Genomic DNA, 25,178 nt, shown 5'->3' on the forward strand with positions numbered 1-25,178 from the left:
GGTATTGGGAACTTCAAAGCCGTCTTTCTGTGGTTGAACCCAGACGACCAGATTGGATTTGGAGATATCGATGCCGACCCAGGAAATCATGGCAAAACCCTCTTACACTCAGAAGTGAGAGTGCTCTGGCTTTGCCCACGCTTGTGATTCGAGTGGCGCTCGTCCAACTGTTCGGGCTTATGGGCCAGAGTAGAAAGGTGGATGGCAGCTTTGCTCCCACTCGTGCTTCAAGCACCGCGGACTCACAGCTTGCCATCCACCCCTCTCACCCCAGAGTTTATTCCCTTACTCAGACACAAGCGGGCTTGCTCGCGAAGGGGCCAGATCAGCCAACACTCAACCCCAACCCTTCATGAAATCTATAAACGCCCGCACCTTCAGCGGCAAATGCCGGGTATCCGGATACAGCGCGTAGACACCCTGCGGGGCAAAGCGGTAATCGGCCAGCAACCGCACCAATCGCCCGGCCTGCAGATCCTCCTGAATCAGCCACTGCGGCAAAATCGCCACGCCTTGGCCAGTCAGCGCAAACGCCCTGAGCGTCGCCGAGTTGTCGGCGACGATGGCGGTGGTCCCCGGTTTTGGCTGGTAGACATGCTCGCTGCCGGCCGGGTCGGTCACGGTCATTTCCGGAACTCGGCCATGGCCCAGCGTCGGCATCGACTCCAGCGTCGCCAGCGTGGCGACCGGCGCGAAGCGCTCGACCAGTTGCGGCGCCGCCACCGCAAACACTTCGAACCTCGACAACTGCACCGCGCGCAGATTGGAGTCGTGCATGCGCCCCAGACGAATCGCCATATCGAAGCGTTCGGAGATCAGATCGGCGTGGGTCGAGGATGTCGACAAGTGAATGTTCAGTTGCGGCTGTTGCTGGCGAAACACCTCCAGCGCCGGCACCACTTGGGCCAGGGCGAATTCCACGGTGGTAGTGATGCGCAACGTGCCCTTGAGTTGCGAATGCTCGGAGCGCGCCTCCTCGATCGCCAGTCGCGCTTCGTCGAGGGTGCGCAGGCAGCGCCGATAGAAGCGCTCGCCGGCATCGGTCAGGGCCAGTTGCCGAGTGTTACGCGTGAGCAAGGTGACGCCCAGTTCTTCTTCCAGGCGCTTGAGATTGAAGCTCACCACCGCCCGAGTTTGGCCCAGCGTCTCAGCCGCCGCCGTCAGCGACCCGGCCTCGACCACGGCTTTGAAAGTGTCAAAACGGTCCAGGCTGACCATATCCAGCGCGCTCCCTGTCAAAATTATTTTGACAAACTAGCAGGCAAACCAGCGTTTTCCTAACGCCAAAAGCGCCCTACCCTGCACGTCTCGTCACAGGGAAACTGCCATGGCCTATCGCTCGAAAGTTGCGCTGGTGTATCTGTTCGGGTTCGCCCTCGACCTGCTGAACATGTTCGCCGCGAGCATTGCCTACCCGGACATCGCTCGGGAACTGCAAGCCTCGGTAACGCAACTGGCGTGGATCACCAACGCCTACATGCTCGGGCTGACGCTGATCATTCCGCTGAGCGTGTGGCTGGCGGCGCGGGTTGGCGAGCGGCGGCTGATTCTCGGCTCGTTGCTGCTGTTCGGAATCGCTTCCGGTCTGGTGGCCCAGGCCGGGTCGATTGAAAGCCTGATCGGCTGGCGTTTGCTGCAAGGGCTCGGTGGCGGCTTGTTGCTGCCGATCGGTCAGGCCCTGGCTTATCGGCAGTATCCAGCGACGCAACGCGCGCACCTGACCGGCGTAGTGCTGATGGTCGCGCTGATGGTGCCAGCCCTGTCGCCAGCGGCGGGCGGCCTGATCGTCGAGGCGTTGTCGTGGCGCTGGATTTTCTATCTGAACATGCCGCTGGCGCTGCTCGCGTTCGGCCTCGGTCTGCGCTGGTTGCAAGCGGATCAACCCGGCACGGAACGCCCGACACTGGATATGCGCGGCCTGCTGCTAGCGGTGGCAGCTCTGACTCTGTTGTTGATTGCCGTGAGCCTGGCGAGCGCCGCCGCTACCCGTCACCTCGCCGCCGGAGTTCTGCTGCTCGGCGTCCTGACCTTATGGATGTACCTGCGTGATGGCTGGCACAAACCCGACGCGCTGCTCGACCTGCAACTGCTCAAGAGTCCGTCACTGCGTTTGGCAATGCTGATCTACCTGTTCGTGCCCGGGGTGTTTACCGGCACCAACATGATTGCCGTGTTGTACCTGCACGACCTCGGTTTCGGCGCGGCGCAGACCGGTGCGCTGATGCTGTCCTGGGCAGCCGCATCGGGGGTGGCGATCATGCTCGGCAAACGCAGTTTCAACCGCATCGGCCCCAAACCGTTGCTGATCGCCGGGATGCTTTTGCAGTGCCTGGGAATTGTCCTGCTGATGCGCATCGAACAACCCGCCGCCGCGCCGCTGGTCATTGCCTATGCCTTGATGGGACTGGGCGGCAGCCTGTGCAGCGTGACCGCGCAGAGTCTGGCGTTTGTCGGCATCGCGCCAGAAAAAATGGGGCATTCCAGCGCTCTGTGGAACATCAATCGCCAGCTCGGTTTCTGCCTTGGCGCCGCGTTGCTCAGTTCGCTGTTGGGCGCATTGGGCGGCCACGGATTCAAATACTGCTTTGTCGCGGCGGCCTTGCTCTCATTGCTGCCCATGATCGCCGTGCTGCGTTTCGACGCCTCCAAAGTGCTCGCCCTGCTGAGCCCACCTCCCCTTCAGGAAAAATCCACATGACTGACTACAACGAATATTTTGATGAAGTGATCCAGGCCCATCTGGTGATCGAACGCTGGTTTGCCGTGGAGCAGGATTCGGCCGAAATGGAGCGCTTGCTGAGCCGGTTCTCTGCGGATTTTTCCATGGTCACGCCGCTGGGCCGGACGCTGGATATCGAAGCCTTGCGTGCGCTGTTTCAAGCGGCAGGCGGGAAGAAGCCCGGGTTCAGGATCGAGCTCAGTGAGCTGCGCGGGATTGCGCTACATGCGCATGGCGCGACGCTGAGTTATCGCGAGCAGCAGAGCGATGCGAGCGGGTTGCGCACCGATCGCCGGTCGACGGTGGTGTTTGAAAAGACCGAGGCCGGGTGGGTGCTGTGGCGGCATTTGCAGGAGACGTTTTGCGCTGAATGATTACTCGGTTTTGGTCTGAAAGACCGGGTTGTCCTTATCGCGAGCAGGCTCACTCCTATAAGGGATCTTCGGTGTGGCAGAGATCCAGTGTAGGAGTGAGCCTGCTCGCGATTCAGTCGGCGTGGTCTGTCAGTTATCCACAGGCTCTTGCTTCACCACCACCGTGCAAGTAATCCCCGCCGCCAACAACACACCCTCCGGCACTTCGTCGATGTGAATGCGCACCGGCACCCGCTGCGCCAGACGCACCCAGTTGAACGTCGGGTTCACATCGGCGATCAACTCGCGGCTTTCCGGGTTGTCGCGGTCGTAGATGCCGCGGGAAATGCTCTCCACGTGGCCCTTCAACACTTCGCCGCTCATCAGTTGCATGTCGGCCTTGTCGCCTACGCGCACGTGCGGCAGTTTGGTCTCTTCGAAGAAGCCGTAGACCCAGAACGAGTTCATGTCGACCACGGCCATTTTCGCTTCGCCGATGCGCGCGTAGTCACCGCGATGCACGTTGAGGTTGGTCACGTAGCCGTCCACCGCCGCGCGCACTTCAGTGCGTTTGAGGTTGAGTTCGGCGGCTTCCAGTTGCGCTTGTGCGTGTTGGTAATCGGCGAGCGCGGCGTCGGCGATGTTGCTGGCGTCGTCGCGGTTTTCCTTGGAGATCACCAGGTTGTCGAGGTCGGCACGGCGATGCGCGTTGACCTTGCGCATCTCCCAGGTCGACTTGCGCGAAGCGACCAGCGACTGCGCCTGCTTGACCGCGATGCGGTAGTGCTCGGGATCGATCTGCATCAGCAAATCGCCCTTCTTCACCAATTGGTTGTCGCGCACCGGCACGTCGACCACTTCCCCGGTGACGTCGGCCGCGACGTTGATGATGTCCGCCCGCACTCGGCCGTCGCGGGTCCACGGGGTGTTCATGTAGTGCTCCCACAGGGTCCGGCCGATCCACAGTGCCAGGGCCAGCACCAGCAGGGTCGCAAGCAGGCTGAAAAACTTTTTCATCAGAACGTTCTCAACGGTAGACAGTCAGCGCCATGGCGCCGAACAGACAGGTAAACAGACTCAGACGCAAAAGCGCCGGGTGCCAGAAAAAGCGGTACAGGTCGAACCCCGAGAGGAACCGGTCCAAGGCCCAGGCCAGCGCCGCAGCGACAAAAAACATCAGGGTCATGGTCGGCATGTACACGCCGTGGAAGGCGATTTCACGAGGCATGGGCAAGTCCTTCGGGCTTGGCGACGGCATAGGCAGCGAGTGGTGATTGCGGGTCGAGCAACGAGGTGCGGATGAAGTGCAGATAGCTCTTCACCCGGCGTAACGCGGACGTGTCGAAGTGCGGCGCAAACGGCTCGTCGGTCGCGGCGACCCGACTGATCGCGTGATCGACCGCCACCAGTGCGCGCTCCAGATTGCTCGGGTTCGGTTGCAGAAACAGTCGCACCAGCGCCCGGCCCATGACGCGGATCGCCTGACGCCACGGCTGCGATTCGGCATACGCCGGATGCACCGGGAGGATCGCCTGTTCCTTGCGCAACTCGATGATCGCGTGGCCGACTTCGAGTACCACGAACATCCAGCGCAGCAGGTTCTTCTGCACCGTCGGCTGACCTGCCGCCAGGCCATAAGCCTGGTGCAGCAGGTCACGGGTACGACTCTCGAAACTCGATGCCAGGCCCTTGAGCTTGCCGCTGATCGCATAGACCACTTGCTCGCGCAGATCCTGCTCCAGGCGCTTCCACAACCAGCGGCTGTTCGGCGGCAGAATGATCGCGCCGGCAGCGGCACACACCAGCATGCCCATTACCATGGCGATGTAGTCGTTGATGAAGGTGTAAGGGTTGTAAATGGTCAGGTTGTCCGGCACCGAACCGGTGCTGAAGAAGATCAACAGACCGAGACCGACCCCGGCATATTTCGGCCGCGAAGCGAGGAATGAGCCGAGCACAATCACTGGCGCGAGCATCACGCACAACAAGGGAAAACCGTCGATCCACGGGAAGATGAAAAACATCTCGACGAAGCCGATCACCGCTCCGAGGAAAGTCCCGCAGGCCATCTGGAACGCCATGCGTTTCGGGTTCGGCGTGGCGGCAGACAGGCCCACGGTCGCGGCGGCAATCAGGGTCATGGTCGCACCACTCGGCCACGCCGTGGCGACCCAATAGCTGCCCAGTACAATCAGGATGAACGAGGCGCGAATCCCCGAAGCGGCAGCAGCCCACCAGTTGGTTTGCGGGGTGAACGGCTCGTCCCAGCGCTCACGTTCGTGGCGGTGATCGGCCAGCGAGGCGTGGGTCTGTGCATAACTGTGCAGGTCGTCGACGAAACGATAGAGCAGTTCGTATGCGGTGTGAAAATCCAGTTGTTCGGCTTCACTCGGACCGGTTTCCTGGAAAATCCCGCGCAAGGTTCGCACGCGCGTCGGCAGGCCTTCCTTGTACGTGGCCAATGCCGTCGCCAAACGTGCCGCGTCCGGGCTGGTCAAGGCGCGGCCACTGAAGCCGTCGAGTACTTCCGCCAGATCCTGCAGGCCCGGCCTGATCGCGGCCACCACGTGTTCTTCGTCATTCACGCGCAAGCGTTCCAGCAACTGATGCAGCGCGTTGAAGCGCGTGGTAATGCCCATGAACTCGCTGTTCAAACGGCTGAGGCGACCGTTGCGCCGACGCATGTGCGGGTCTTCGAACACGGTGACGCTGCGCAGCCCTTCCAGGCCCACGGCTTCGGCGATAAAACGCACGTTGCTCGCTTCGAACGATTCGGCTTTGCTGCGTCCGCGCAAGCCATCGGTGACGAACAACGCGAACACCCCGAAGCGCTGATACAGCGCGTTGCGCATCGCCGCGCTGGCGGTTTGCGGCAGTATCGCGGCGCTGACTACTGTCGAGCAGAGAATCCCCAGCGAGATCTCCAGCACCCGCCAGACGGCGGCCATGAACGCACCGTCCGGATGCGCCAGCGCCGGCAGGCCGACCATCGCGGCGGTGTAGCCGGCGAGGACAAAACCGTAGGCGCGGAAGTTACGGCAACGCGCCGCACCGGCCGAGCAGATGCCGACCCAAATCGCCAGCGAACCGAGGAACAACTCAGTGTTTTGCGCGAACAGCGCGATCAGCGTGACCATCATCGCCGACCCGGCCAGGGTGCCAAGGAAACGATAGAAACTCTTGGCGAACACCTGGCCGCTCTGCGGCTGCATGACGATGAACACGGTGATCATCGCCGTGCGCGGTTGCGGCAACTCCAGGCGCATCGCCAGCCACAGCGTGAGGAACGCGGCGAGCAATACCTTGAAGATATACACCCAGGTCACGCCATCGCTGCGCGCCCAGTCAAACAAACCCCGACGCCATTCCAGGGAGTAGAGCCAGCGTAGAGGTGCGGGCAAGGGAGTCATTCAAATGTGCTCAATGAGATTCGGTCTGATCGCAGAACCTGTGGGAGCGAGCCTGCTCGCGAATGCGTTTTCAAATTCAACATTGATGTCGATAGACAAACCGCTTTCGCGAGCAGGCTCGCTCCCACATTGGGTTGTGTGTTCACCGCAGGAGGGTCGGGGTTTTCGGGGCCTGGGTTTGCTCGGCAGTGGGCACATCATTGCCAGCCCCGAGGCCGCCACCCAGCGCCGTCACCAACTCGGCATGCGCACTCAAGCGCGCCGCCTGCACCTGCTGCTGCACTTGCTGCTGCTTGAACAGCAAGGTCTGCGCATTCAGCACGTTGAGGTAATCGGTGAGGCCACGCTGATAAGCGATCATCGCGATGTCGTAGGTCTTCTGCGCAGTAGCCACCGACTCGGCGGCGAAGGCTTGCTGCTTGTCCATCGACTCGCGGCGGATCAACTGGTCGGAGATGTTCTTCAGCGCATTGACCAGCGTCTGGTTGTAATGCGCAACGGCGATGTCATACCCGGCGGAGGCTTCACCCAATTCGCTGCGTAAACGCCCACCGTCGAAGATCGGCAGCGAGATTGCCGGGCCGACGTTGTAATTGAGTTTCTTGCCAGTCAAAAACTCCAGCGCTCCGCCGCCGGTGGCCATGTAGCCGAGGCTGCCGACCAGATCGACGTTGGGATAAAACCCGGCATGCGCGACATCGATGCCGCGTGCCTGCGCCGCCACTTGCCAGCGACTGGCGACCACATCCGGGCGCTGACCGAGCAACTCGGCGGGCAATGCCGATGGCAGTTTCAACGCAGCACCCAGCGCCAGCGTCGGCCGCTGCAACTGCGCCCCGGCGCCCGGGCCTTTGCCCGCCAGCGCGGCGATCTGGTTACGGCTCAGGGCGATTTCTTCGTCCAGCGCATCCAGTTGCCGATGGGTCTCCGGCAAAGGCGTTTCCGCCTGACTGACTTCAAAGTGCGTGCCGATGCCGCCGTCCAGACGCTTCTGCGCCAGATCGAGAATCTGCTGTTGCTGCTTGAGGGTCGCGGCGACGATGTCGCGCTGGGCGTAATGCAGCGACAGCTCGATGTAGGCGCGCACGATGTTGTTCTGCAATTCCAGCTGCGCCAGCCGCGCTTCGGCGGCGCTCATGTGCGCCAGATCCACCGCGCGTTCGCTGGCATTGCTTTCCCGGCCCCAGAGGTCGAGGGCGTAGCTGAAACCCAGCGCGGCGTTGTTGTCCCAGGTGGTGGTGTTGGCCAGCTCGCCCGGGCCGTAGAACTGGTCGGTCGGCCAGTTGTGGCGCTTGAGCGTTGACTCGCCATTGATCTGCAACGACTCGGCGGCCTCGGCGACACCGGCCAGCGCCTTGGCCTGACGCACCCGCGCCGCGGCCATGGCCATGCTCGGGCTGCCCTGCACGGCGAGGTCGATCCAGTGATTGAGTTGCGGATCGCCGTAGGCTTGCCACCATTGTGCGGTGGGCCAGTGGGCGTCTTTGGCGGCGTGAGCAATCGCGTCGTCAGTGGCCAGTGCGTCGGCTTCCAATGCCTTGCTATGCGGGGCGATTCCTTGCGTTGAGATGCAGCCGCTGAGACCCAGGGTAAAAGCCAGAACACTGAGCGGCAAAAGCGCTCTGTTGATGCGACGCGGCACAGCTGCGAATTCCTGAAAGAGGATAAGGCGGGGATTTGTGCAGGGGCTGCCGCAGGCGGCGATCAGTTGATCCTGATCCCTTAAAACAAGATCAAAAGATCGCAGCCTTCGGCAGCTCCTACAGGGAACGGCGCAATTCTAGGTGGGCGCCTTGGTGGCGATAAGCTGGGATTCCTGTGAATCTTTGTTACCGTTAACGAGATAATCCGTTGGTCGGGGGTCTCAGCCCCTGAAACTTCGTGTCACAATTTGCCATCTCCCTTGAGAGCACCCCATGGACACATTGCAAAACATGCGCGCCTTCAGTTGTGTGGCCGAAGCCGGCAGCTTCACCGCCGCCGCCGTGCAACTCGACACCACCACGGCCAACGTCTCGCGCGCGGTCTCCAACCTGGAAGCCCACCTGCAAACCCGCCTGCTCAATCGCACGACCCGGCGCATCGCCCTGACCGAGGCCGGCAAGCGCTACCTGCTGCGCTGCGAACAGATCCTGGCCTATGTCGAAGAAGCCGAAGCCGAGGCCAGCCAGGCCCACGCCCGCCCCGCCGGCCAGTTGAAAGTGCACACCATGACCGGCATCGGCCAGCACTTCGTGATCGACGCCATCGCCCGCTACCGCAAGACCCACCCGGACGTGACCTTCGACCTGACCATGGCCAACCGCGTGCCGGACCTGCTCGACGAGGGCTACGACGTGTCCATCGTGCTCGCCAGCGAACTGCCGGACTCGGGCTTCGTCTCGCAACGCCTGGGCATCACCTACAGCATCGTCTGCGCCTCCCCGGCCTACGTGAAAGCCAACGGCTGCGCACAAAAGCCCGCAGACCTGCTGAACCACGCCTGCCTGCGCCTCGTCAGCCCGGTGATCCCCCTGGAAAAGTGGGCCTTCAACGGCCCGGACGGCCAGGAAATGGTCACCATCAACAGCTCGCCGTTCCTGGTGAACTCCGCCGACGCAATGAAAGCCGCGATCATCAGCGGCATGGGCGTCGGCGTCCTGCCGGTCTACGCCGCCATCGAAGGCCTGCGCAACGGCACGCTGGTGCGGATGATGCCCAACTACCGCTCGCAGGAACTCAACCTGTACGCGATCTACCCGTCGCGGCAATACCTGGATGCGAAGATCAAGACTTGGGTCGAGTATTTGCGCGGGTCACTGCCGGAGATATTGGCGGCGCATCAGGCGGAACTGGCGGCGTATGAGTTGAGTGGGAGCCTCGCCGGAGCCCGCGTCGCCAACTGATTTTCAACACACGGTGTTCACTGTAGGAGCTGCCGCAGGCTGCGATCTTTTGCCCTTGATGTTTAAAAATCAAAAGATCGCAGCCTACGGCAGCTCCTACAAAAGCGGTGATTTGAAGGGAGTTTTCCGACAGGTTTTGACGGTTGTGGCTCGGAAGTGGGGTGGATAGGCTCAGGGGGTCGTTGACGAATCAACGACCGGACTTGGTCGTCCGGGTTTAGAATGGCGCACTTTTTAAGCTTGCTTAATGGCGAGCTGTGCGTGGGAGGGCCTTGGCCCTGCCGGGTTTCCATTCCCTGGTCGACCAACCTGCGTACGGTTCGCCACCCTATTGCTTGGTCGCAGTACGTGGCGAACTCCACATCCCGAATGGAGTTCCACCATGATCAAACCCACACCCAATCCGCCCCAAGCCGAAAGCACCTCCCCCTACGAATCCCTCGATTCAAAAAAGCTCCACGACGCCGCCGAGCGTGCACTCGACCATTACCTGAAACCTTCCGCCGCCGCTGTGAGATTCCACAAACCCAGCAGCATGTTCCAGGTCGTCCCCGACATGGACAACGAAAGCCTGCTGGTTCACGCCTGCGAATCACTGGCCTCGGCAAGCATCATGACCAGCGACATTGCGGCCTATGTCGAAAGCCCGCAGCGACAGACGATACTGGCGATCCAGCAGATCATCATGCTGGCCGAGCTGGCGGTGAATCGGGTGCTGGACAACGTGGAAATCAGCCAACCTGCAGCACACAGCTGAGCCATTGTGGGAGCGGGCTTGCTCGCGAAGGCGTCAGCACATCCAACACTTTCGGTGACTGACACACCGCTTTCGCGAGCAAGCCCGCTCCCACAGGGGGATTGGGTCAGTCAGTTGGAAACTGGTCGGCTGTCAGACCGCCATCGCTGGCAAGCCAGCTCCCACAGGGATTGGGTGAGTCAGTTAGAGCCTGGTCGGCTGTCAGGCCGCCATCGCGAGCAGGCTCACTCCTACAGAAAAGCAAAGCAGTCCAGACAGACCGCATGCTCTTCACCACTCAAATGGCCGAGTATCAGCTCGCCGAAAGCTCTTGATCTTGCCGTGCCGGCCCCATCGGCAGGCTGAGTGGAGGGGTTTATCCGGGGGTAGGCGCGCAGCGCCATGCGGCGAAGCCGCATACATCGAGAGGAGGTGCAGCGAAGCAAACCGGAGGCGATGCCCCCGGATGAACCCCGCAACGAAGGAACCCGAGCCTAAGCGAGGGCCGAACGCAGGGGCCAAGACCTTTGCTTCCTTTGGGGCGTTTGCCAAAGGGAGTCGCTGTAAGAGCGAAACCGCCAGCAGCAGCACCCGAAGCAACGGATATGTCCCCCATCAACCCAAAGCATGGTCGGCCCAGAGGCCGCCAAGACAACCCAAAACAGAAATGTTAGCTTGCTTGGCAATAAAGCCCAGAAGCCGAGCCCATAGCGATGAAAAAAACAGTCCTGGCCTTCAGCCGCATCACCCCGCCCATGATCGAACGCCTGCAACAAGAGTTCGACGTCATCGTCCCCAACCCGAAGAACGGCGACATCAACGCCCAATTCAACGAAGCCCTCCCCCACGCCCACGGCCTGATCGGCGTCGGCCGCAAACTCGGCAAGGCCCAACTCGAAACAGCCACAAAACTCGAAGTAGTCTCCAGCGTCTCCGTCGGCTACGACAACTACGACCTCGACTACTTCAATGAACGCGGGATCATGCTCACCAACACCCCGGACGTGCTCACCGAAAGCACCGCCGACCTCGCCTTCGCCCTGATCATGAGCAGCGCCCGCCGCGTCGCCGAACTCGACGCCTGGACCAAGGCCGGCCAATGGCAGGCCAGCGTCGGCGCACCGTTGTTCGGCTGTGACGTCCACGGCAAGACCCTGGGCATCGTCGGCATGGGCAACATCGGCGCTGCCATCGCCCGCCGTGGCCACTTCGGCTTCAACATGCCGATTATCTACAGCGGCAACAGCCGCAAGACCGAACTGGAACAGCAACTCGGCGCGCAATTCCGCAGCCTTGACCAACTGCTGGCCGAAGCCGACTTCGTCTGCCTGGTGGTGCCGCTCAGCGACAAAACCCGCCACCTGATCAGCCATCGCGAATTGGCGTTGATGAAGCCGGGGGCGATTTTGGTCAACATCTCCCGTGGCCCGGTGGTCGACGAGCCGGCGCTGATCGAAGCCCTGCAAAACAATCGCATCCGTGGCGCCGGACTGGACGTCTACGAGAAAGAACCGCTGGCCGAGTCGCCGCTGTTCCAGTTGAAAAATGCTGTGACATTGCCGCACATCGGCTCCGCCACGAATGAAACGCGCGAAGCCATGGCCAATCGTGCACTGGCCAATCTGCGCAGCGCGCTGCTCGGCGAACGCCCGCAGGATCTGGTCAATCCGCAAGTCTGGCGCGGATAAAAAATGACGGGCAAGTGCAGAACCGCACTTGCCCGTTAGTTGCCGCCCTACACAACTTGAAATTGAACAACAAAGCCAATTAAACAACAGCATTATAAGCTCTGCCTGGCAATCGAATGATCGACCACTGCTATGGAGAGCTAATCCCGTGACCAACCTGACAACCGATAAAGTTATTCGCTACAGCAAAGTTATATTGATGGCTTACATCAGCTTCTTTGGTGTATTGGTGATGATTCACAACTTTACCGACTATGACTCGAACTACACGTACGTGGCTCATATCCTGAGCATGGACACTACCACCGCCAATGAGTCCATAAAGTACCGAGCCATCGATTCACCGATGATTCATCACCGGATCTACTGGTTCATCATCACGCTGGAAGTGACGTATACGACGTTATGCCTGATAGGCACCTATCAACTCTATCGGCATATCAACGCGCCTGCAGAGGTATTCCACGAGGCAAAAAAGTTCTCGATCATGGGCATACTGACGGCAATTTTCATTTATTACGTGTGCCTGCAAACCGTGGGGGTGGAATGGTTTGACATGGACACCTCACAATCATGGAATGCCAAGGACTGGGCCCGGCATATCATTGACTTCATATTCCCGGTGATGATTTACATCACCTTGAAAGTCGAGCGCTGATGTTCAGTGATCGTTTGTTTCATACCAACTTCCCCTGCACCGGCGCCACCAGCGTTTTCGGCTTACGAAACACCAAGACATTACCCAGCATCACCAACACCAGCCCGAGCAACGCCGGTGCCGTCCACTGATAACCTTCAGCAAACGCTGACACGTTCAGTGCCACCACCGGGAACAGCACGGTGCAATACGCCGCACGTTCCGGCCCCATACGTCCGACCAGCGTCAGGTACGCGGTGAAGCCGATCACCGAACCGGGGATCACCAGATACAGTAACGCCCCGACGTAACGTGGCGACCACTCCATGTCGAACGCAATGCCATTGACCAGACACCACACCGACAACATCGCCGCCCCGTAGGCCATGCCCCAGGCATTGGTGGTCAAGGGTTTCAAGCCTGCCTTCTGCTGCAGACTCGACAACATATTGCCCGCCGAAAAACACAAGGTGCCACACAGCGCCAAGCCAAGACCAAGCAACGTTTCGGGGCTGGCGTGATGGCCGGCCAGTTCCGGCCAGAACAACATTCCCAGACCGAACAAACCCAGCGCCCCGCCCATCAACACGTTGCGCGCAATGCGCTGACCGAAGAACACGCGTGCATTGAGCGCATTCCACAAAGTGGCCGTGGAAAACACCACCGCCACCAGCCCGCTGGGAATCCACTGGCTGGCGGTCAGAAAGCACATGAAGTTGACGCAGAACAGGCACAGCCCCTGCGCCACACAGATCAGATGTCCGCGCCGATTCATCGGTTGCAGCCGCCGACTGAGCAGCAACAACACGAACAGCACCAGCGCGGCGAGACCGAAGCGATAAACGATCGACACCGGAATCGCCACCACGCCCAGTTGCCATTTCAGGGCAATCCAGGTGGTGCCCCAGATCAGCACGGTCAGCAGATACAGCGAAAGGTTCATGACGAAACTCCTGAGAACACCGGGCACTCTGTGGCAAGCGAGCTTGCTCGCGCTTGAGTGCGCAGCACTCACTGATGGGTCCGCTGCGCAGCCCGGCGGGAGCAAGCGCCCTCGCCACAGGGTTGTGTTGTATGGAGGTTCAGGGTGCGACAGCAACGATCGGGGCGCTTGCAGATTCTTGCGCTTTTGTCGCTCGACAGGCTGGCAGCGCGAAAGCTACGGAGTAGGATGCAAGGCGTTGGAGAGAACCGAATATGGCCGCTATCGATACCCTGCAAGTCTTCCAAGCCCTCAACCGCTCGCCGAATGCACGCCTGTTGCACAGCGCCGATCTCGGTGACGGCTTGTCTGCGGCCCTGTGGACCAACCACCACGATGCCCAGGAATACGAAACGCCGAGCCACCACACGCTTTCCTGCTACATCGCCGGGGGCACGGGCACCTTTCGCCGTGGCCAACCGGGGCGCAAGGGCGGACCGGACAAGTTGTGCATCCTGCCCGCCGATCACCAATCGGGCTGGGTGATCAACGGCGATCTGCGTCTCGCTCATCTGTATTTCAGCGCCGAACAATTTGCCTTGGGTTGCGTCACGCTGCTGGATCGCGAGCCGCGAGAGATGCAGTTGCGCGAGCAGACCTTTCTGGAAGATCCGCAGCAGGCCCGACGCTTTCGTCAGTTACTGACACTGAATTGGGACGAACCGGCCGAACGCCTGCTGACCAGCAGCATTGCGCATGAATTGATCAGCCATACCCTGCTCAGCCAGGTCGGCGCCCGGCAGGGTGTGCGCCTCAAGGGCGGACTGGCGCCCCATCAGCGGCGGCAACTGGTCGAGTTCATCGACAATCAGTTGGCCGAGCCGATCAGCCTCGGGCAACTGGCCGGATTGTGTGCGCTGTCGGAATACCACTTTGCGCGGATGTTTCGCGTGAGTTTCGGCCTGCCGCCGCATCAGTACGTGCTGGCGCGGCGCTTGAACCGGGCGCGGGAATTGTTGCGTGGCACGGCGTTGCCGCTGGGGGAGATTGCATTGGCGTGCGGGTTTGCCAGTGCCAGTCATTTCACCAACCGGTTTCGGCAAGTATTGGGTGGGACGCCGGGGGATTATCGACAGGCGTTTTTGCGTTAGATCCGAACTTTTCAGGTGTCTATCAGGGCCTTATCGCTGGCAAGCCAGCTCCCACAATGTCTCCGGCCGTTCAAGATATTTGTGCCCGACCGAGAACCTGTGGGAGCTGGCTTGCCAGCGATGAACGATGACGCGGTCCTGAATCAGAACTCCAGCGTACTGGAGAGCGAAATCTGCCGCGAATCGCCCATCGACACAAAGAACCGGCTCGCCGCCGAGGTGTAGTAGGTGCGGTCGAACAGGTTCTTCACGTTGAGCTGGAACTTGACCTTCTGCCCTTCGAGTCTGGTGTCGTAAGTGGCAAACGCATCGGCCACGGTGTAGCTCGGCAGGTCGAAATCATTCACCGCATTGCCCGCGCGTTCGCCGACATACCGCGCCCCGGCACCGACCCGCAGTTGATCACCACCGATCACGCTGCCGAAGTCATACACCGCCGACAATGAACCGCTGTTCTTCGCCACGTTTTGCAAGCGATTGCCTTTGTAGTCCGGGTCTTCGGTGACCTCGGCATCGGTGTAGGCATAGGCGCCGATCAGGCTCCAGCGATCGGTCAACTGCCCGGTCAGGTCCAGTTCCAGCCCCCGGGAACGCACTTCGCCAGCCGCGCTGTAAATGGTGGTCGGGCCTTCAGAATTGGAGACCAGCACGTTGCGCTTCTTGATGTCGAACAGCGCGATATTGCCGGTGATGCGCCCCGGCATATCCAGACGCGCACCCAGTTCCCACGACTTGGCCTCTTCCGGCGCAATGCTGCCGTCGAGCACGGTGCTGCTGCCGCTGAGCGGGGCAATGGTCGAGTTGGGTTTGAACGATTCGGTGTAGCTGCCGTAGAACGATAATTCGTCGGTGTAGCGATACACCAGACCGGCGCGCGGTACGAATTTCTGCCCGTTGCTGTCGGTGTTGGCCTTGAACGGCACGCCTTTGCCGGCGTACTGGTCGTACTCCTGGAAGCGTCCGCCGGCGACCAGAATCCACTGGTCGTTGAGGTGTATCGAGTCCTGCAGAAACACCGAATCGCTGCGCAGCAGATCGGTCTGCGCGCTGTCCGCCGGGCTGACCGTGGTGCCTTCGACTTCACGGCCATACACCGGATTGACGTAGCTGAAGGTGCTCAGGCTTTTCTGGCGGATCAGGTCGGCGCGGTAGATCTTGCGGTACTCGTCGTCGACGCCGAACACCAGATCATGTTGCATGCCCAGCAGGTTGACTTTGCCTTCGAGGCTGGCGGTGGTGAAACGGTCAGTGCTGATCGCGCCTTGCGTGCCGTCCATGCTGCGGGTCAACGTGCCTTTTTTGGTGTCGATGGCGGTCACGCGTACCTGGCTGGCGTCGTAGGTTTCGCGGTTCCAGCTGTAGCCAAAATGGGCTTTCCAGTCGTCGTTGAGTTCGTGGTCGGCTTCGAAGTGGTACAGGTCGGAACGGCCTTCCATGTCGTTGAACGGCTCGTCCAGACGCTCGTTGCGCGAGATGTCCAGCGGATGGTTGGTGCGCGGATCGATTACCGTGCCCCGGTCGAACGGGGTGAGAAACTCGCGGTGTTCATAGCCGAACGACAGCTTGGTACGCTCGCCGAACCAGGCCAGCGACGGCGCGATCAGCGTCTCGCGGTGAGTGCCGTAGTTGCGCCAGTAATCTTCGTCTTCATGATCCAGCACCAGCCGGTAGGCCAGCCCGGATTCACCCAGCGCACCAGTGCTGTCGAAGGTGCCGCCGCTGCCATTCTTGCCGTCGCCGTAGGTGGAACCGCGCAGGGTCAGCGCGTTGTATTGAGTCAGTTCCGGCTTCTTGCTGACCAGGTTGACCACGCCGCCCGGATCCTGAATGCCGTAGAGCAACGAGGCCGGGCCCTTGAGCACTTCGACCCGATCGACCGTCGCGTTCATCCCACGGCCCTGCACGATCGGCATGCCGTCGCGCATGATCGAGCCATTGCGGTTGTCGCCAAAGCCGCGGGTCATCACCGAGTCTTGCGTGCTGCCCAAGGTGTTGCCCTGGGTGATGCCGCTGACGTTGGCCAACGCATCGTCGAGATTGCGCGGGGACTGATCGCGAATGACCTGGGCCGGAATCACGTTGACGGTCTGAGGAATCTCCTGCAGCGAAGCCGAGGAGCGCATCACCGAACTGGTCTGCGGCGGCTGATAGCTCATCGACTCGTCACGCATCGACGTGATGGTGGTCGCGCCAAGATTGAGTGCGCCTGCGCTGGGCTGCGGTTCCAGCGCCAGGGTGTGGCTGTCGGTACGGCGAAAGGTCATGCCGGAGCCGCTGAGCAGGCGTTGCAGCGCCTGTTCGGCGCTCATCTGGCCACTGACCGCCGGAGCGTTGAGGCCGTACGGCGCTTCGTCGGTGTAGACCACGCTTTGCCCGGTGACGCGGCTGAAGTCGCTCAGGGCCTGGGGCAGTGGTTTGGCGCTCAGGGAGAAACTGAACTGTTTCTGTGTCTGTGTCGGGCTGCTGACGGTTTCAGCGGCCAGCGCCACACTCAGCGGCAACAGCGCCAACGCCGAAAAACTCAATGCCGAAACACCCAACCACTGTTTGACCGAACCCGATTTTGCCCTGGACTTCATTGCTCAATGACCTGTGTAGAACCGCAACGGATGCGAATGACTCGCAGTTTCAGTCACTACACGGATGGGGCTGTGGTTTACCTCACCACAAATTTGAAAATATTTTTTGCTGTCTGAAAGAACGCTATCGCGAGCAGGCTCACTCCTACAGGGGGAACACATTCCAAATGTAGGAGTGAGCCTGCTCGCGATGGCGCCGGCAGGCTCAGCGCAAAATAATCAGATGCCCCAACACCTGATGCTGCTCAAACCCCATCACACCTTGCAGGGAACTGAGCACCGCCTGCGGATCCTTGCTCGGAAAACTGCCGCTGACCTTGCGCGCAGCCAACTCATCATTGAGCACAACAATCCGTCCCGGGTAATAGCGCCGCAGATCCTCCACCACATCTGCCAGTGACGCCTTGTAGTAATTCAGCCAGCCCTGACGCCAGGCCAGTTGCGCTTCGCTGTCCACCGGGTGCAGTTTTTCCGCACTGCCCTGCCCGTAAGCCACTTGCTGGCCGGCGGTCAGAATCTGCTGTTGCGCGTTGCGATCCGCCGTCACGCCAACACGCCCGGACAGCACCGTGACTTGCGCACCACCGGGCTGCAGACGCACTTCGAACTGCGTGCCGAGCACCCGCGCCTCGCCCTTCTCCGCCGCGACCACAAACGGATCCCCCGTATGCGTGACACTGAAAAATCCGGCACCGCGACGCAATTGCACATGCCGCTCGCCATGACTGAAATCCACCGCGATGGCACTGTCGGCATCCAGCGTGACTTGCGATTGATCGGCCAGGGTCACGGTGCGGATCTCGCCCGGTGCCGAAACGTAATCGGCACCCAGATCATCGATCCAGCGCTGCGGCTGCCATCCCGTGCCAACGCTGATCATCAGCATCAGACACGCGGCCATCGCCAGCGCGCCCGACCAGCGCAGCAGCGTTGAACGACGCGGACGATCCATCGCATTGAGGTAGCCCTGCAACGCCAACGCCTCTTCATCGGCCAAGGTACGCGCCGGACTTTCGCTCAACTCCCAGAGCACTTGCGCCTGGGCGTAAGCCTCGGCGTGGGCCGGGTCGGCGCGCAGCCATTGGCTGAAGGTCAGTTGATCGCCGGTGCTCGGGCGGTCGTGCAGCAGGCTCAGCCAGGCGAGCGCGGCCTGCTCCTGAGCAGGCGTCGGGGTGACGCGGTCGGTGACTTTCACGGTGCTTTCCCTGGCAGGCGTGGCGCGGGTTCGCGCAGGCTGGCCTTGCAGGCCTCGAGGGCGCGCATCATATGTTTTTCCACGGCGCTTTGGGACAGGCCCATGGCTTTGGCGATGTCTGCGTATTTGCGGCCGTGGATGCGATTGAGCAAAAAGATCTGCCGAGTGCGCTCGGGCAAGGCACGCAACGCCGCCTCGACATGGCGCAGATCATTGCCCGCTTCGAGCGCGGCTTGCGGTTCGCTGCCGTGACTGTCCGGCGCATCCGGTTGCCAACCCTCGTTGACCCGCACCCGCGTGCCTTCGCTGCGCAAGTGATCGATGGCGATGTTGCCGGCGCAGCGCAACAGGTAGGTGCTGAGTTCTTCGACCTGCACCAACGGCCGTCGCCAGAAACGCAGGAACAGATCCTGCACCAGATCCGCTGCCGTGGCCCGGCAACCGACGCGCCGATTCACCAGCGCTTCCATCTGTGAGCGCTGCGACAGGAACACCTGGAGAAAATGCGCACGCGCGCCGTGTGGCTCGTCGTCGCGGGATTCCGGGGGATGACCGATCAGCATGTCAGACCTGCGCCCAGGCAGCGACCGGACTGGCCAGCAGGCTCAACCCGGCCAGTGCGAGGGCCAGACGTGGGCGATACGGCAGCAACAGCACCAACGCCAAGGCGCTGAGCATGAGCACCGCGAACCAGTCGACCAGACCGAAACTCCAGCCGTGTGCAGCGACTGCCGCCCAAAGCGACAGCCCGAGCAACAGCCAACCAGCGAGTTTCAGACCCCGTGCGCGTCGGGCCGAGGGTTTGTTGCCGAGCAGTTCATCATGGTGCCGAGGCATCGACAGACACAACGCGCTGAAGGCGGCATAGCACAGCAACAACGCCAGCAACATCAGCTGACCTCCTGCTCAAGCGCGATCGGTCGCGGCTTTTCGCGGGATGTTTTTTTCACGCTGACGGCGCCGCCGGCACGCTGCATTTTCCATGCGGCCCAGCCGAGGAACAGACCTGCGCCCAGGCAAGTCAGATCGAAACCCGCCAGCGTCCAGTCACCTTGCGCCAGTGTTACCCCGAGATTCCACGGTGTGGTCAGATTGATCAGCGGCACCGCGATAAACAGCACGGCAGCCAGCGCGAGCTGTTCGACCCAGGCCTTGCGCCCTTTGCGCAGCAACGCATGCACCACGCTCAAGACCCAGGCGACAAAAAACGCATTCACTTCCTGATCGGCGCGCCCGGCCAGATCTGCCGGCAGCAGGCGATTGGCCAAAAAGAACACCGCCACCGCTACCACCAGCCCGGCCATGCTGGCGATGTTCAGCACTTCCACCAAGCGCAATTCGAACGGCATCACGCCGCTCTTGGCGTGTTTGAGCTGGCGCTTGCCAAGCCAGATCACCAGCCCGGTGCCGATCATCGCGGTACTCGCCAGACCACAGATGAAATACAGCCAGCGCAATGTCGACCCGGCAAAGTGGCCCATGTGCAAACCGTAGAACGTGCCGCCGACCGCCATCGCCACGGGCTGCTCCGGCGTGCTGCCGAGGCGCTCGCCGGTGACGCCGTTGAACGTCACCGCGCGCCCGAAATCGTGGACGACGCGGTCGCCACGGCGCGACAGCACCACCGAGGCATTCGCGTCCCCCGGATTGTTCACCGTCAGCCGCGTGGTGCTGCCTCCCGCCCACTGCTCGCTGGCCTTGGCCAGAAGTGGAGCCATCGGGCTCAGCGGCGCCGCCCGGTTGGCTCGCTCAGGGGTCTTCGATGCCGGAAAAACTTCGTCGTAAAAGGTGCGCACGTCGCCGTTATAGGACGCCAGAATGCTCGCCGGCATGACCATCGCCATGAAAATCACCAGGCTGCTGTAGGTGATCATCAAGTGAAACGGCAACACCATCACGCCGACCGCGTTATGCCCGTCGAGCCATGAACGCTGGCCTTTGCGCGGGCGAAAGGTGAAGAAGTCCTTGAAGATTTTCTTGTGGGTGATGATGCCGGTGATCAGCCCGACGAACATCACCATCGCCGCCATCGTCGCCAGCCAGCGGCCCCATGGATAAGGCATTTGCAGCTGGAAATGGAAGCGGTAGAAGAACTCGCCGCCCATGCTCTCTCGGGTCTGGACTTCGTTGCCGGTCTGCGCGTCGAGTGTTCTGGATTCGAACTTGCCGCGCTCGCCCGGTGTGTTCGGAGCCTGTTGCCAGCGCACCGTCAGGCCGGGATCGCGGGCGTCGGGCAAGTCGATCAGCCAGCGCGAGGCGCCGGCGGCGTGTTGCTGCAGGTAACTTTGCGCCAGGGTCAGGCTCGCTTCGGCATTGATGGGCCGCGAGGGAATTTCCGGCTGCATCCAGTGGCTGATCTCATCCTTGAAATAGGCCAGCGTTCCGGTGAGGAAAATCGCAAACAGCAGCCAGCCGAACACCAGCCCCGTCCACGTGTGCAGCCAGGCCATCGACTGACGAAAGCCCTCTTTCATGCGTAACCCAAGCCCCGCGCGGCACCCGACACCGTCGCCAGAATCACACTGGGCACCAGCAAACCGACCCACGCCGACCACGCCGTGCGGCAAGCGAAGCACCATAGCACCGCGACCAGATAGACCAGAAAGGAAATGGTCATACCGGTCACCACCGCTTCGGCGCGGCTCAACGGCAGCCACATCGTCAACGCGACACTGGCCAGCGCCGCGACCAGATAGCCGCCGAACACCGCCGCCAGCACCCGCGAGGTGACGGCCAGACGATAGGACATGGGAAGTGAGGCGAGTTTGCCTTTCATGTTTCGACCCTGAAACGAAAAAACGTCCGGCCAACGAGCCGAACCAACAAGCGTGCAATATTAATGATAAATATTCTCATACGCAAAAGCATCTGATTGCCGGACACCCTCGACCGCCCCTACAATGCGAACAGTTCTTGTTCTCTAACGCATCGATGATGCGCCCGGAGTAATACCCTTGTCGTCCGCCCATCCCGTCGAATCGCTCTACCACGACCACCACAGCTGGCTCACCGGCTGGTTGCGGCGCAGACTCGGCTGCCCGGACAGCGCGGCGGATCTGGCGCAAGATACTTTCATCCGCGTGCTCAGCGCTCGCGACCCCGCAGTGATCATCGAACCGCGCGCCTTTCTCACCACCCTCGCCAAACGTGTGCTGTTCAATCATTACCGCCGTCAGGATCTGGAACGCGCCTATCTCGACACCCTGGCGCAGATGCCGGAAGTGACCGCGCCATCGGAAGAAGACAAAGCGATCATCCTGCAAACCCTGATCGAGCTGGACCAGCTGCTCGATGGCTTGCCGCGTCTGGTCAAGCGCGCCTTTTTGCTGGCGCAGGTCGATGGCCTGACTTATCCGCAAATCGCCGCCGAGCTGAGCATCTCGGTGGCCACGGTCAAACGTCATCTGCACAAAGCCGCCCTGCGCTGCTATTTCGCCCTATGAACCGCGCTCCGGATTTCTCTGCGCAAGTGGCCGAACAGGCCGTGCACTGGCTGATGGAAATGCAGCAAGGCACGCTCTCCCCGCGTCAGCAACAAGCCTGGCAACAATGGCTGGACGCCCACAGCGAACATCGTCGCGCGTGGGAGCACATGCAGCGGGTCAACCAACGCTTGCGCGGCGTGGCGTCGCCATTGGTCCACGCCGCGTTGAACGGGCAGAAGTCTTCCAGTCGCCGTCAGGCGCTCAAATTGCTGCTGCTTCTCGGTGCCGGTTCTGCCGTCACCTGGGGCATGCGCGAGCACAATCCGCTGCCGACCCTGCTCGCCGACTACCGCAGCCCGCTGGGCGAGCGACGCAAGGTGACGCTGGGTGCGGGCAGTCAGCTGCAGCTCAATACCGCGAGCGCCGCGGACGTGGATGGCGCGCAGCGGCTGATCCGTTTGCTGGAGGGCGAGATCCTTCTGAGCACCGCACAAGCGTTCGAAGTGCACACGGCACAAGGGCTGTTGAAAACCAGTGCTGCCCGGATCAACGTCCGTCAATTTGCCGATCGCACACAAGTTGCGCTGTTCGAAGGCCAGGTCGAATTGATCCGCCACGGGCACGCGCCGATGGGGCTGCCCGTCGCTCGTCAGCTGAGTTTCAGCGCCACTTCCGTCAGCGAAGCCAAGCCACTGGACGCCAACAGCGGCGCCTGGACCGACGGCATGCTGATCGCCGCACACATGCGCCTGGGCGATTTTCTTGAAGAGCTCGGCCGCTACCGTCGTGGCCAGTTGCATTGCGATGCGAAAGTGGCCGACCTGCTGATCTCCGGGACCTATCCACTGGACGACAGCGAGCGGATTCTTGATCTGCTGCAAATCAGTCTGCCGGTGAAAGTGCGGCGGTTTACCCGCTATTGGGTCAGCGTTGAGGCGCGGGCGTAGAAGCAAAATCAAAAGATCGCAGCCTGCGGCAGCTCCTACAGGCTGAACAAGTGTAGGAGCTGCCGAAGGCTGCGATCTTTTGCTTTCAAAAAAAATGAGCCGTTTTTCAGATCTGGCGTGACAGAGAAGGAAAGCCCCCTTGATTCAACCTTCTCAGGATCAACCTTCATGCACCCCACCCGTCTCACGCCACTGGCCCGCCGCCTGCGCAACCTCTTACTGGGCGCCAGCCTGAGCTTCAGCGCCCTACCGGTCATGGCTGCCGAAACCAAGGTTTACCACATCGCTCCGGCGTCGCTGGAAAACGCCCTCAACCAGTTTGGTCGTGAAGCCGGCGTGCTGATTTCCTTCGGCTCGCAGATCACCCGAGGCGTGCAAAGCCGTGGCCTCGAAGGCAGCTACAGCACCGCAGAAGGCCTCGATGCATTGCTCGAAGGCACCGGCCTGCAAGCTCGCGCCGAAGGCAACAATGCCTTCAGCCTGCAACCGGTCGGCGACACGGCGCTGGAGCTGGACACCTCGAAGGTCGTCGGTGACTGGCTCGGTGAAGCGGCGCAGGTCAACGTGTTCGAACACCCCGGCGCCCGCGATGTGATCCGCCGCGAAGACTTCGAACGTCAAGGCGCGACTCAGGCGCGCGACGTGCTCAACCGCATCCCCGGGGTCAATGCCCCGGAAAACAACGGCACCGGCAGCCACGACATGGCGCTGAACTTCGGCATTCGCGGTCTCAATCCGCGCTTGGCCGCGCGCTCGACCGTACTGATGGACGGCATTCCCGTGCCGTTCGCACCGTACGGCCAACCGCAGTTGTCGTTTGCGCCGATCAGCATGGGCAACATGGATGCCGTGGACGTGGTGCGTGGCGGCGGCGCCGTGCGTTACGGCCCGCAGAACGTTGGCGGGGTGGTCAACTTCGTAACCCGTGCCATCCCGGATGAGCCGACGGTCAAGGGTGGTTTCCAGACGGAGACCAGTCCGTCGTCGAGCCATGACGGCTTCAAGACCAGCGCCAACCTGCTGGCCGGCGGCACCAACGAAAATGGTCTGGGCGGCGCGCTGCTTTACTCCGGCACCCGTGGCGGTGACTGGCGTGAACACAGCGACAGCGAAATCGACGACCTGATCCTCAAGGGCAAATACCAGCTCGACGAGGCCAACAGCTTCAACGCCATGGCCCAGTATTACGAAGGCAAGGCCGACATGCCCGGCGGCCTCAGCGTTGCCGATTACGACGCCGATTCGTATCAGTCGACGCGCCTGAAAGACCAGTTCTGGGGTCGCCGCACAATGTTCAACTTCGGCTATCGCTATCAGGAAGATCGTCGCGAATTCACCGCCAACACTTTCTTCACCAAGACCCTGCGCAGCGGTTATCTGGATCAGGGCAGTTTCCTCTCGCTGTCACCGCGCGAGTATTGGGTGCGCGGTTTCGAAACGCGTTTCGCCCAAGGCTTCGACCTCGGCCCGACCAGCCATGAAGTCGGCGTCGGTTACCGCTACATCAACGAGGCTGGCCACGAATTGCGCTATCGCACGCCGATCAGCAGCAACCAATACCCGACCACCGACAGCCGCAACGACCGTGACACCCGCGGTGGCACCGAAGCCAATGCGTTCTTCGTTGACGACCGCATCGACATCGGCAAATGGACCATCACCCCGGGTGTGCGCTACGAGATGATCGAGTCGCAGCAGACCAACAACCTGACCGACGTCAAATACAAGGGCGACTACAACACCGCGCTGCCGGCGCTGAACGTGCTGTATCACCTGAGCGACAGCTGGAATCTGTACGCCAACACCGAAGGTTCGTTCGGCAGCGTGCAATACAGTCAGATGCCCAACCGTGTGAGCAGCGGCGAAGTCAAACCGGAGAAGGCCCGCACCTGGGAACTAGGAACCCGTTATGACAACGGCACCCTGCGCGCGGAAGTCGGCGCGTTCCTGATCAACTTCGACAACCAGTACGAAAGCAACCAGACCAACGATTCGGTGATCGCCCGGGGCGAGACCCGCCATCAGGGCATCGAGACCAGCGTCAACTACGCGCTGGATGACTTGAGCCCGGCACTCGCCGGTTTCGATGTTTACGCCACTTATGCCTATGTTGACGCGACCATCCGTGAAGACGGGCCGAACAAAGGCAATCGCGTGCCGTTCTCGTCGAAACACAAAGGCACGATTGGCGTCGGTTATACCGAGGGCCCGTGGAAACTCAATGTCGACAGCAGCTTCCAGAGCGACCAGTTCGCCGACAATGCCAACACCTCCAGGGAAAGCGCCGACGGCAGCACCGGCAAGATCCCCGGTTACATGCTGTTCAGCAGCCGCGCCGGTTATGACTTCGGCCCGCAATTGTCGGATCTGAACGTGGCGGTGGGGGTGAAGAACATTTTCAATACCCAGTATTTCACCCGCTCGTTTGATGACAACAATAAAGGCAAGTACGTGGGTGAACCGCGCACGGTGTACGTGCAAACTTCTGTAGCTTTCTAATAAAACTGTGGCGAGGGAGCTTGCTCCCGCTC

General features: G+C 61.3%; 22 protein-coding genes. 10 read left to right on the forward strand and 12 right to left on the reverse strand.

Annotation, left to right across the window (positions count from 1 at the left end; genetic code table 11):
• Positions 1–336: 336 nt before the first annotated feature.
• Positions 337–1,218 (reverse strand): LysR family transcriptional regulator, encoded by an 882-nt coding sequence (locus CRO59_RS26245; RefSeq protein ID WP_097090432.1) that lies wholly within the window; start codon positions 1,216–1,218, stop codon positions 337–339.
• Positions 1,219–1,327: 109 nt separating this feature from the next.
• Between CRO59_RS26245 and CRO59_RS26250 the strand changes: the two genes are divergently transcribed.
• Positions 1,328–2,698, forward strand: a complete 1,371-nt coding sequence (locus tag CRO59_RS26250) for an MFS transporter (RefSeq protein ID WP_097090431.1) — start codon at positions 1,328–1,330, stop codon at positions 2,696–2,698.
• Positions 2,695–3,093: a DUF4440 domain-containing protein gene (locus tag CRO59_RS26255; protein ID WP_097090430.1), complete on the forward strand. Its 399-nt coding sequence runs from the start codon at positions 2,695–2,697 to the stop codon at positions 3,091–3,093. The genes CRO59_RS26250 and CRO59_RS26255 overlap by 4 nt, the downstream gene beginning before the upstream one ends.
• 129 nt (positions 3,094–3,222) lie before the next feature.
• On the opposite strand, the gene CRO59_RS26260 is transcribed toward CRO59_RS26255, so the two are convergent.
• The 4 genes from CRO59_RS26260 to CRO59_RS26275 all read right to left on the reverse strand — a co-directional run bounded on the left by CRO59_RS26260 (position 3,223) and on the right by CRO59_RS26275 (position 8,124).
• Positions 3,223–4,089 carry an HlyD family secretion protein gene (locus tag CRO59_RS26260; RefSeq protein WP_096795164.1) on the reverse strand — a complete coding sequence of 289 codons (867 nt, stop codon included), beginning with the start codon at positions 4,087–4,089 and terminating at the stop codon, positions 3,223–3,225.
• 10 nt (positions 4,090–4,099) lie between these two features.
• Entirely contained in the window at positions 4,100–4,300 is a 201-nt protein-coding gene (locus CRO59_RS26265) for a DUF1656 domain-containing protein (RefSeq protein ID WP_003221811.1), read from the reverse strand.
• Entirely contained in the window at positions 4,290–6,482 is a 2,193-nt protein-coding gene (locus CRO59_RS26270) for an FUSC family protein (protein WP_096795163.1), read from the reverse strand. Before CRO59_RS26270 ends, CRO59_RS26265 begins: the two co-directional genes overlap by 11 nt.
• A gap of 142 nt (positions 6,483–6,624) precedes the next feature.
• Positions 6,625–8,124, reverse strand: a complete 1,500-nt coding sequence (locus CRO59_RS26275) for an efflux transporter outer membrane subunit (protein ID WP_027610910.1) — start codon at positions 8,122–8,124, stop codon at positions 6,625–6,627.
• A gap of 274 nt (positions 8,125–8,398) precedes the next feature.
• Here CRO59_RS26275 and CRO59_RS26280 point away from each other — a divergent pair, with 274 nt between their 5' ends.
• From CRO59_RS26280 to CRO59_RS26295, 4 genes are all read left to right on the forward strand, one after another.
• The gene (locus CRO59_RS26280) at positions 8,399–9,367 is read left to right on the forward strand and encodes a LysR family transcriptional regulator (protein WP_027610909.1); all 969 of its coding nucleotides are present in this window, start codon (positions 8,399–8,401) and stop codon (positions 9,365–9,367) included.
• A gap of 382 nt (positions 9,368–9,749) precedes the next feature.
• Positions 9,750–10,124: a DUF6124 family protein gene (locus tag CRO59_RS26285; protein ID WP_097090429.1), complete on the forward strand. Its 375-nt coding sequence runs from the start codon at positions 9,750–9,752 to the stop codon at positions 10,122–10,124.
• A gap of 692 nt (positions 10,125–10,816) precedes the next feature.
• Positions 10,817–11,791 (forward strand): D-glycerate dehydrogenase, encoded by a 975-nt coding sequence (locus tag CRO59_RS26290; RefSeq protein WP_097090428.1) that lies wholly within the window; start codon positions 10,817–10,819, stop codon positions 11,789–11,791.
• A gap of 148 nt (positions 11,792–11,939) precedes the next feature.
• A complete protein-coding gene (locus tag CRO59_RS26295) occupies positions 11,940–12,449 on the forward strand; it encodes a DUF2165 family protein (protein WP_096795160.1) in 510 nt (169 codons plus the stop codon).
• Between the two features lie 19 nt (positions 12,450–12,468).
• Here CRO59_RS26295 and CRO59_RS26300 read toward each other — a convergent pair whose 3' ends face one another.
• Positions 12,469–13,371, reverse strand: coding sequence for a DMT family transporter (locus tag CRO59_RS26300; RefSeq protein WP_027610905.1), 903 nt, complete (start codon positions 13,369–13,371; stop codon positions 12,469–12,471).
• A gap of 254 nt (positions 13,372–13,625) precedes the next feature.
• On the opposite strand from CRO59_RS26300, the gene CRO59_RS26305 reads away from it, so the two are divergent.
• Positions 13,626–14,501 (forward strand): helix-turn-helix domain-containing protein, encoded by an 876-nt coding sequence (locus CRO59_RS26305; RefSeq protein ID WP_097090427.1) that lies wholly within the window; start codon positions 13,626–13,628, stop codon positions 14,499–14,501.
• 143 nt (positions 14,502–14,644) lie between these two features.
• Here the strand turns inward: CRO59_RS26305 and CRO59_RS26310 are convergent, their stop codons facing one another.
• The 6 genes from CRO59_RS26310 to CRO59_RS26335 form a co-directional block, all read right to left on the reverse strand.
• Positions 14,645–17,080, reverse strand: coding sequence for a TonB-dependent receptor (locus tag CRO59_RS26310; RefSeq protein ID WP_097090426.1), 2,436 nt, complete (start codon positions 17,078–17,080; stop codon positions 14,645–14,647).
• 205 nt (positions 17,081–17,285) lie between these two features.
• Entirely contained in the window at positions 17,286–18,275 is a 990-nt protein-coding gene (locus CRO59_RS26315; protein ID WP_097090425.1) for a FecR family protein, read from the reverse strand.
• Positions 18,272–18,838 carry an RNA polymerase sigma factor gene (locus CRO59_RS26320; RefSeq protein ID WP_003221797.1) on the reverse strand — a complete coding sequence of 189 codons (567 nt, stop codon included), beginning with the start codon at positions 18,836–18,838 and terminating at the stop codon, positions 18,272–18,274. Before CRO59_RS26320 ends, CRO59_RS26315 begins: the two co-directional genes overlap by 4 nt.
• Before the next feature lies 1 nt (position 18,839).
• On the reverse strand, positions 18,840–19,166 hold the full coding sequence (locus tag CRO59_RS26325) for a DUF3325 domain-containing protein (RefSeq protein ID WP_097090424.1): 327 nt from the start codon (positions 19,164–19,166) through the stop codon (positions 18,840–18,842).
• Positions 19,166–20,749: a PepSY domain-containing protein gene (locus tag CRO59_RS26330; protein ID WP_097090423.1), complete on the reverse strand. Its 1,584-nt coding sequence runs from the start codon at positions 20,747–20,749 to the stop codon at positions 19,166–19,168. Before CRO59_RS26330 ends, CRO59_RS26325 begins: the two co-directional genes overlap by 1 nt.
• Positions 20,746–21,051, reverse strand: a complete 306-nt coding sequence (locus CRO59_RS26335; RefSeq protein WP_007967542.1) for a DUF3649 domain-containing protein — start codon at positions 21,049–21,051, stop codon at positions 20,746–20,748. Before CRO59_RS26335 ends, CRO59_RS26330 begins: the two co-directional genes overlap by 4 nt.
• 178 nt (positions 21,052–21,229) lie before the next feature.
• On the opposite strand from CRO59_RS26335, the gene CRO59_RS26340 reads away from it, so the two are divergent.
• From CRO59_RS26340 to fecA, 3 genes are all read left to right on the forward strand, one after another.
• Positions 21,230–21,718 carry a sigma-70 family RNA polymerase sigma factor gene (locus CRO59_RS26340; protein ID WP_097090422.1) on the forward strand — a complete coding sequence of 163 codons (489 nt, stop codon included), beginning with the start codon at positions 21,230–21,232 and terminating at the stop codon, positions 21,716–21,718.
• Positions 21,715–22,647, forward strand: coding sequence for a DUF4880 domain-containing protein (locus CRO59_RS26345; protein ID WP_097090421.1), 933 nt, complete (start codon positions 21,715–21,717; stop codon positions 22,645–22,647). Before CRO59_RS26340 ends, CRO59_RS26345 begins: the two co-directional genes overlap by 4 nt.
• A 168-nt stretch (positions 22,648–22,815) precedes the next feature.
• Positions 22,816–25,146: a TonB-dependent Fe(3+) dicitrate receptor FecA gene (gene fecA, locus CRO59_RS26350; protein WP_097090420.1), complete on the forward strand. Its 2,331-nt coding sequence runs from the start codon at positions 22,816–22,818 to the stop codon at positions 25,144–25,146.
• The last annotated feature ends 32 nt before the right edge of the window (positions 25,147–25,178 follow it).

Source organism: Pseudomonas sp. LAMO17WK12:I5 (assembly GCF_900215165.1).
Taxonomy (GTDB): domain Bacteria; phylum Pseudomonadota; class Gammaproteobacteria; order Pseudomonadales; family Pseudomonadaceae; genus Aquipseudomonas; species Aquipseudomonas putida_A.

What these genes read in the sequence shown, in the direction of transcription:
- CRO59_RS26245 (WP_097090432.1), bottom strand. Translation starts at nt 1,218, where the DNA reads ATGGTCAGCCTGGACCGTTTTGACACTTTCAAAGCCGTGGTCGAGGCC.
- CRO59_RS26250 (WP_097090431.1), top strand. Translation starts at nt 1,328, where the DNA reads ATGGCCTATCGCTCGAAAGTTGCGCTGGTGTATCTGTTCGGGTTCGCC.
- CRO59_RS26255 (WP_097090430.1), top strand. Translation starts at nt 2,695, where the DNA reads ATGACTGACTACAACGAATATTTTGATGAAGTGATCCAGGCCCATCTG.
- CRO59_RS26260 (WP_096795164.1), bottom strand. Translation starts at nt 4,089, where the DNA reads ATGAAAAAGTTTTTCAGCCTGCTTGCGACCCTGCTGGTGCTGGCCCTG.
- CRO59_RS26265 (WP_003221811.1), bottom strand. Translation starts at nt 4,300, where the DNA reads ATGCCTCGTGAAATCGCCTTCCACGGCGTGTACATGCCGACCATGACC.
- CRO59_RS26270 (WP_096795163.1), bottom strand. Translation starts at nt 6,482, where the DNA reads ATGACTCCCTTGCCCGCACCTCTACGCTGGCTCTACTCCCTGGAATGG.
- CRO59_RS26280 (WP_027610909.1), top strand. Translation starts at nt 8,399, where the DNA reads ATGGACACATTGCAAAACATGCGCGCCTTCAGTTGTGTGGCCGAAGCC.
- CRO59_RS26285 (WP_097090429.1), top strand. Translation starts at nt 9,750, where the DNA reads ATGATCAAACCCACACCCAATCCGCCCCAAGCCGAAAGCACCTCCCCC.
- CRO59_RS26290 (WP_097090428.1), top strand. Translation starts at nt 10,817, where the DNA reads ATGAAAAAAACAGTCCTGGCCTTCAGCCGCATCACCCCGCCCATGATC.
- CRO59_RS26300 (WP_027610905.1), bottom strand. Translation starts at nt 13,371, where the DNA reads ATGAACCTTTCGCTGTATCTGCTGACCGTGCTGATCTGGGGCACCACC.
- CRO59_RS26305 (WP_097090427.1), top strand. Translation starts at nt 13,626, where the DNA reads ATGGCCGCTATCGATACCCTGCAAGTCTTCCAAGCCCTCAACCGCTCG.
- CRO59_RS26310 (WP_097090426.1), bottom strand. Translation starts at nt 17,080, where the DNA reads ATGAAGTCCAGGGCAAAATCGGGTTCGGTCAAACAGTGGTTGGGTGTT.
- CRO59_RS26320 (WP_003221797.1), bottom strand. Translation starts at nt 18,838, where the DNA reads ATGCTGATCGGTCATCCCCCGGAATCCCGCGACGACGAGCCACACGGC.
- CRO59_RS26325 (WP_097090424.1), bottom strand. Translation starts at nt 19,166, where the DNA reads ATGTTGCTGGCGTTGTTGCTGTGCTATGCCGCCTTCAGCGCGTTGTGT.
- CRO59_RS26330 (WP_097090423.1), bottom strand. Translation starts at nt 20,749, where the DNA reads ATGAAAGAGGGCTTTCGTCAGTCGATGGCCTGGCTGCACACGTGGACG.
- CRO59_RS26335 (WP_007967542.1), bottom strand. Translation starts at nt 21,051, where the DNA reads ATGAAAGGCAAACTCGCCTCACTTCCCATGTCCTATCGTCTGGCCGTC.
- CRO59_RS26345 (WP_097090421.1), top strand. Translation starts at nt 21,715, where the DNA reads ATGAACCGCGCTCCGGATTTCTCTGCGCAAGTGGCCGAACAGGCCGTG.
- fecA (WP_097090420.1), top strand. Translation starts at nt 22,816, where the DNA reads ATGCACCCCACCCGTCTCACGCCACTGGCCCGCCGCCTGCGCAACCTC.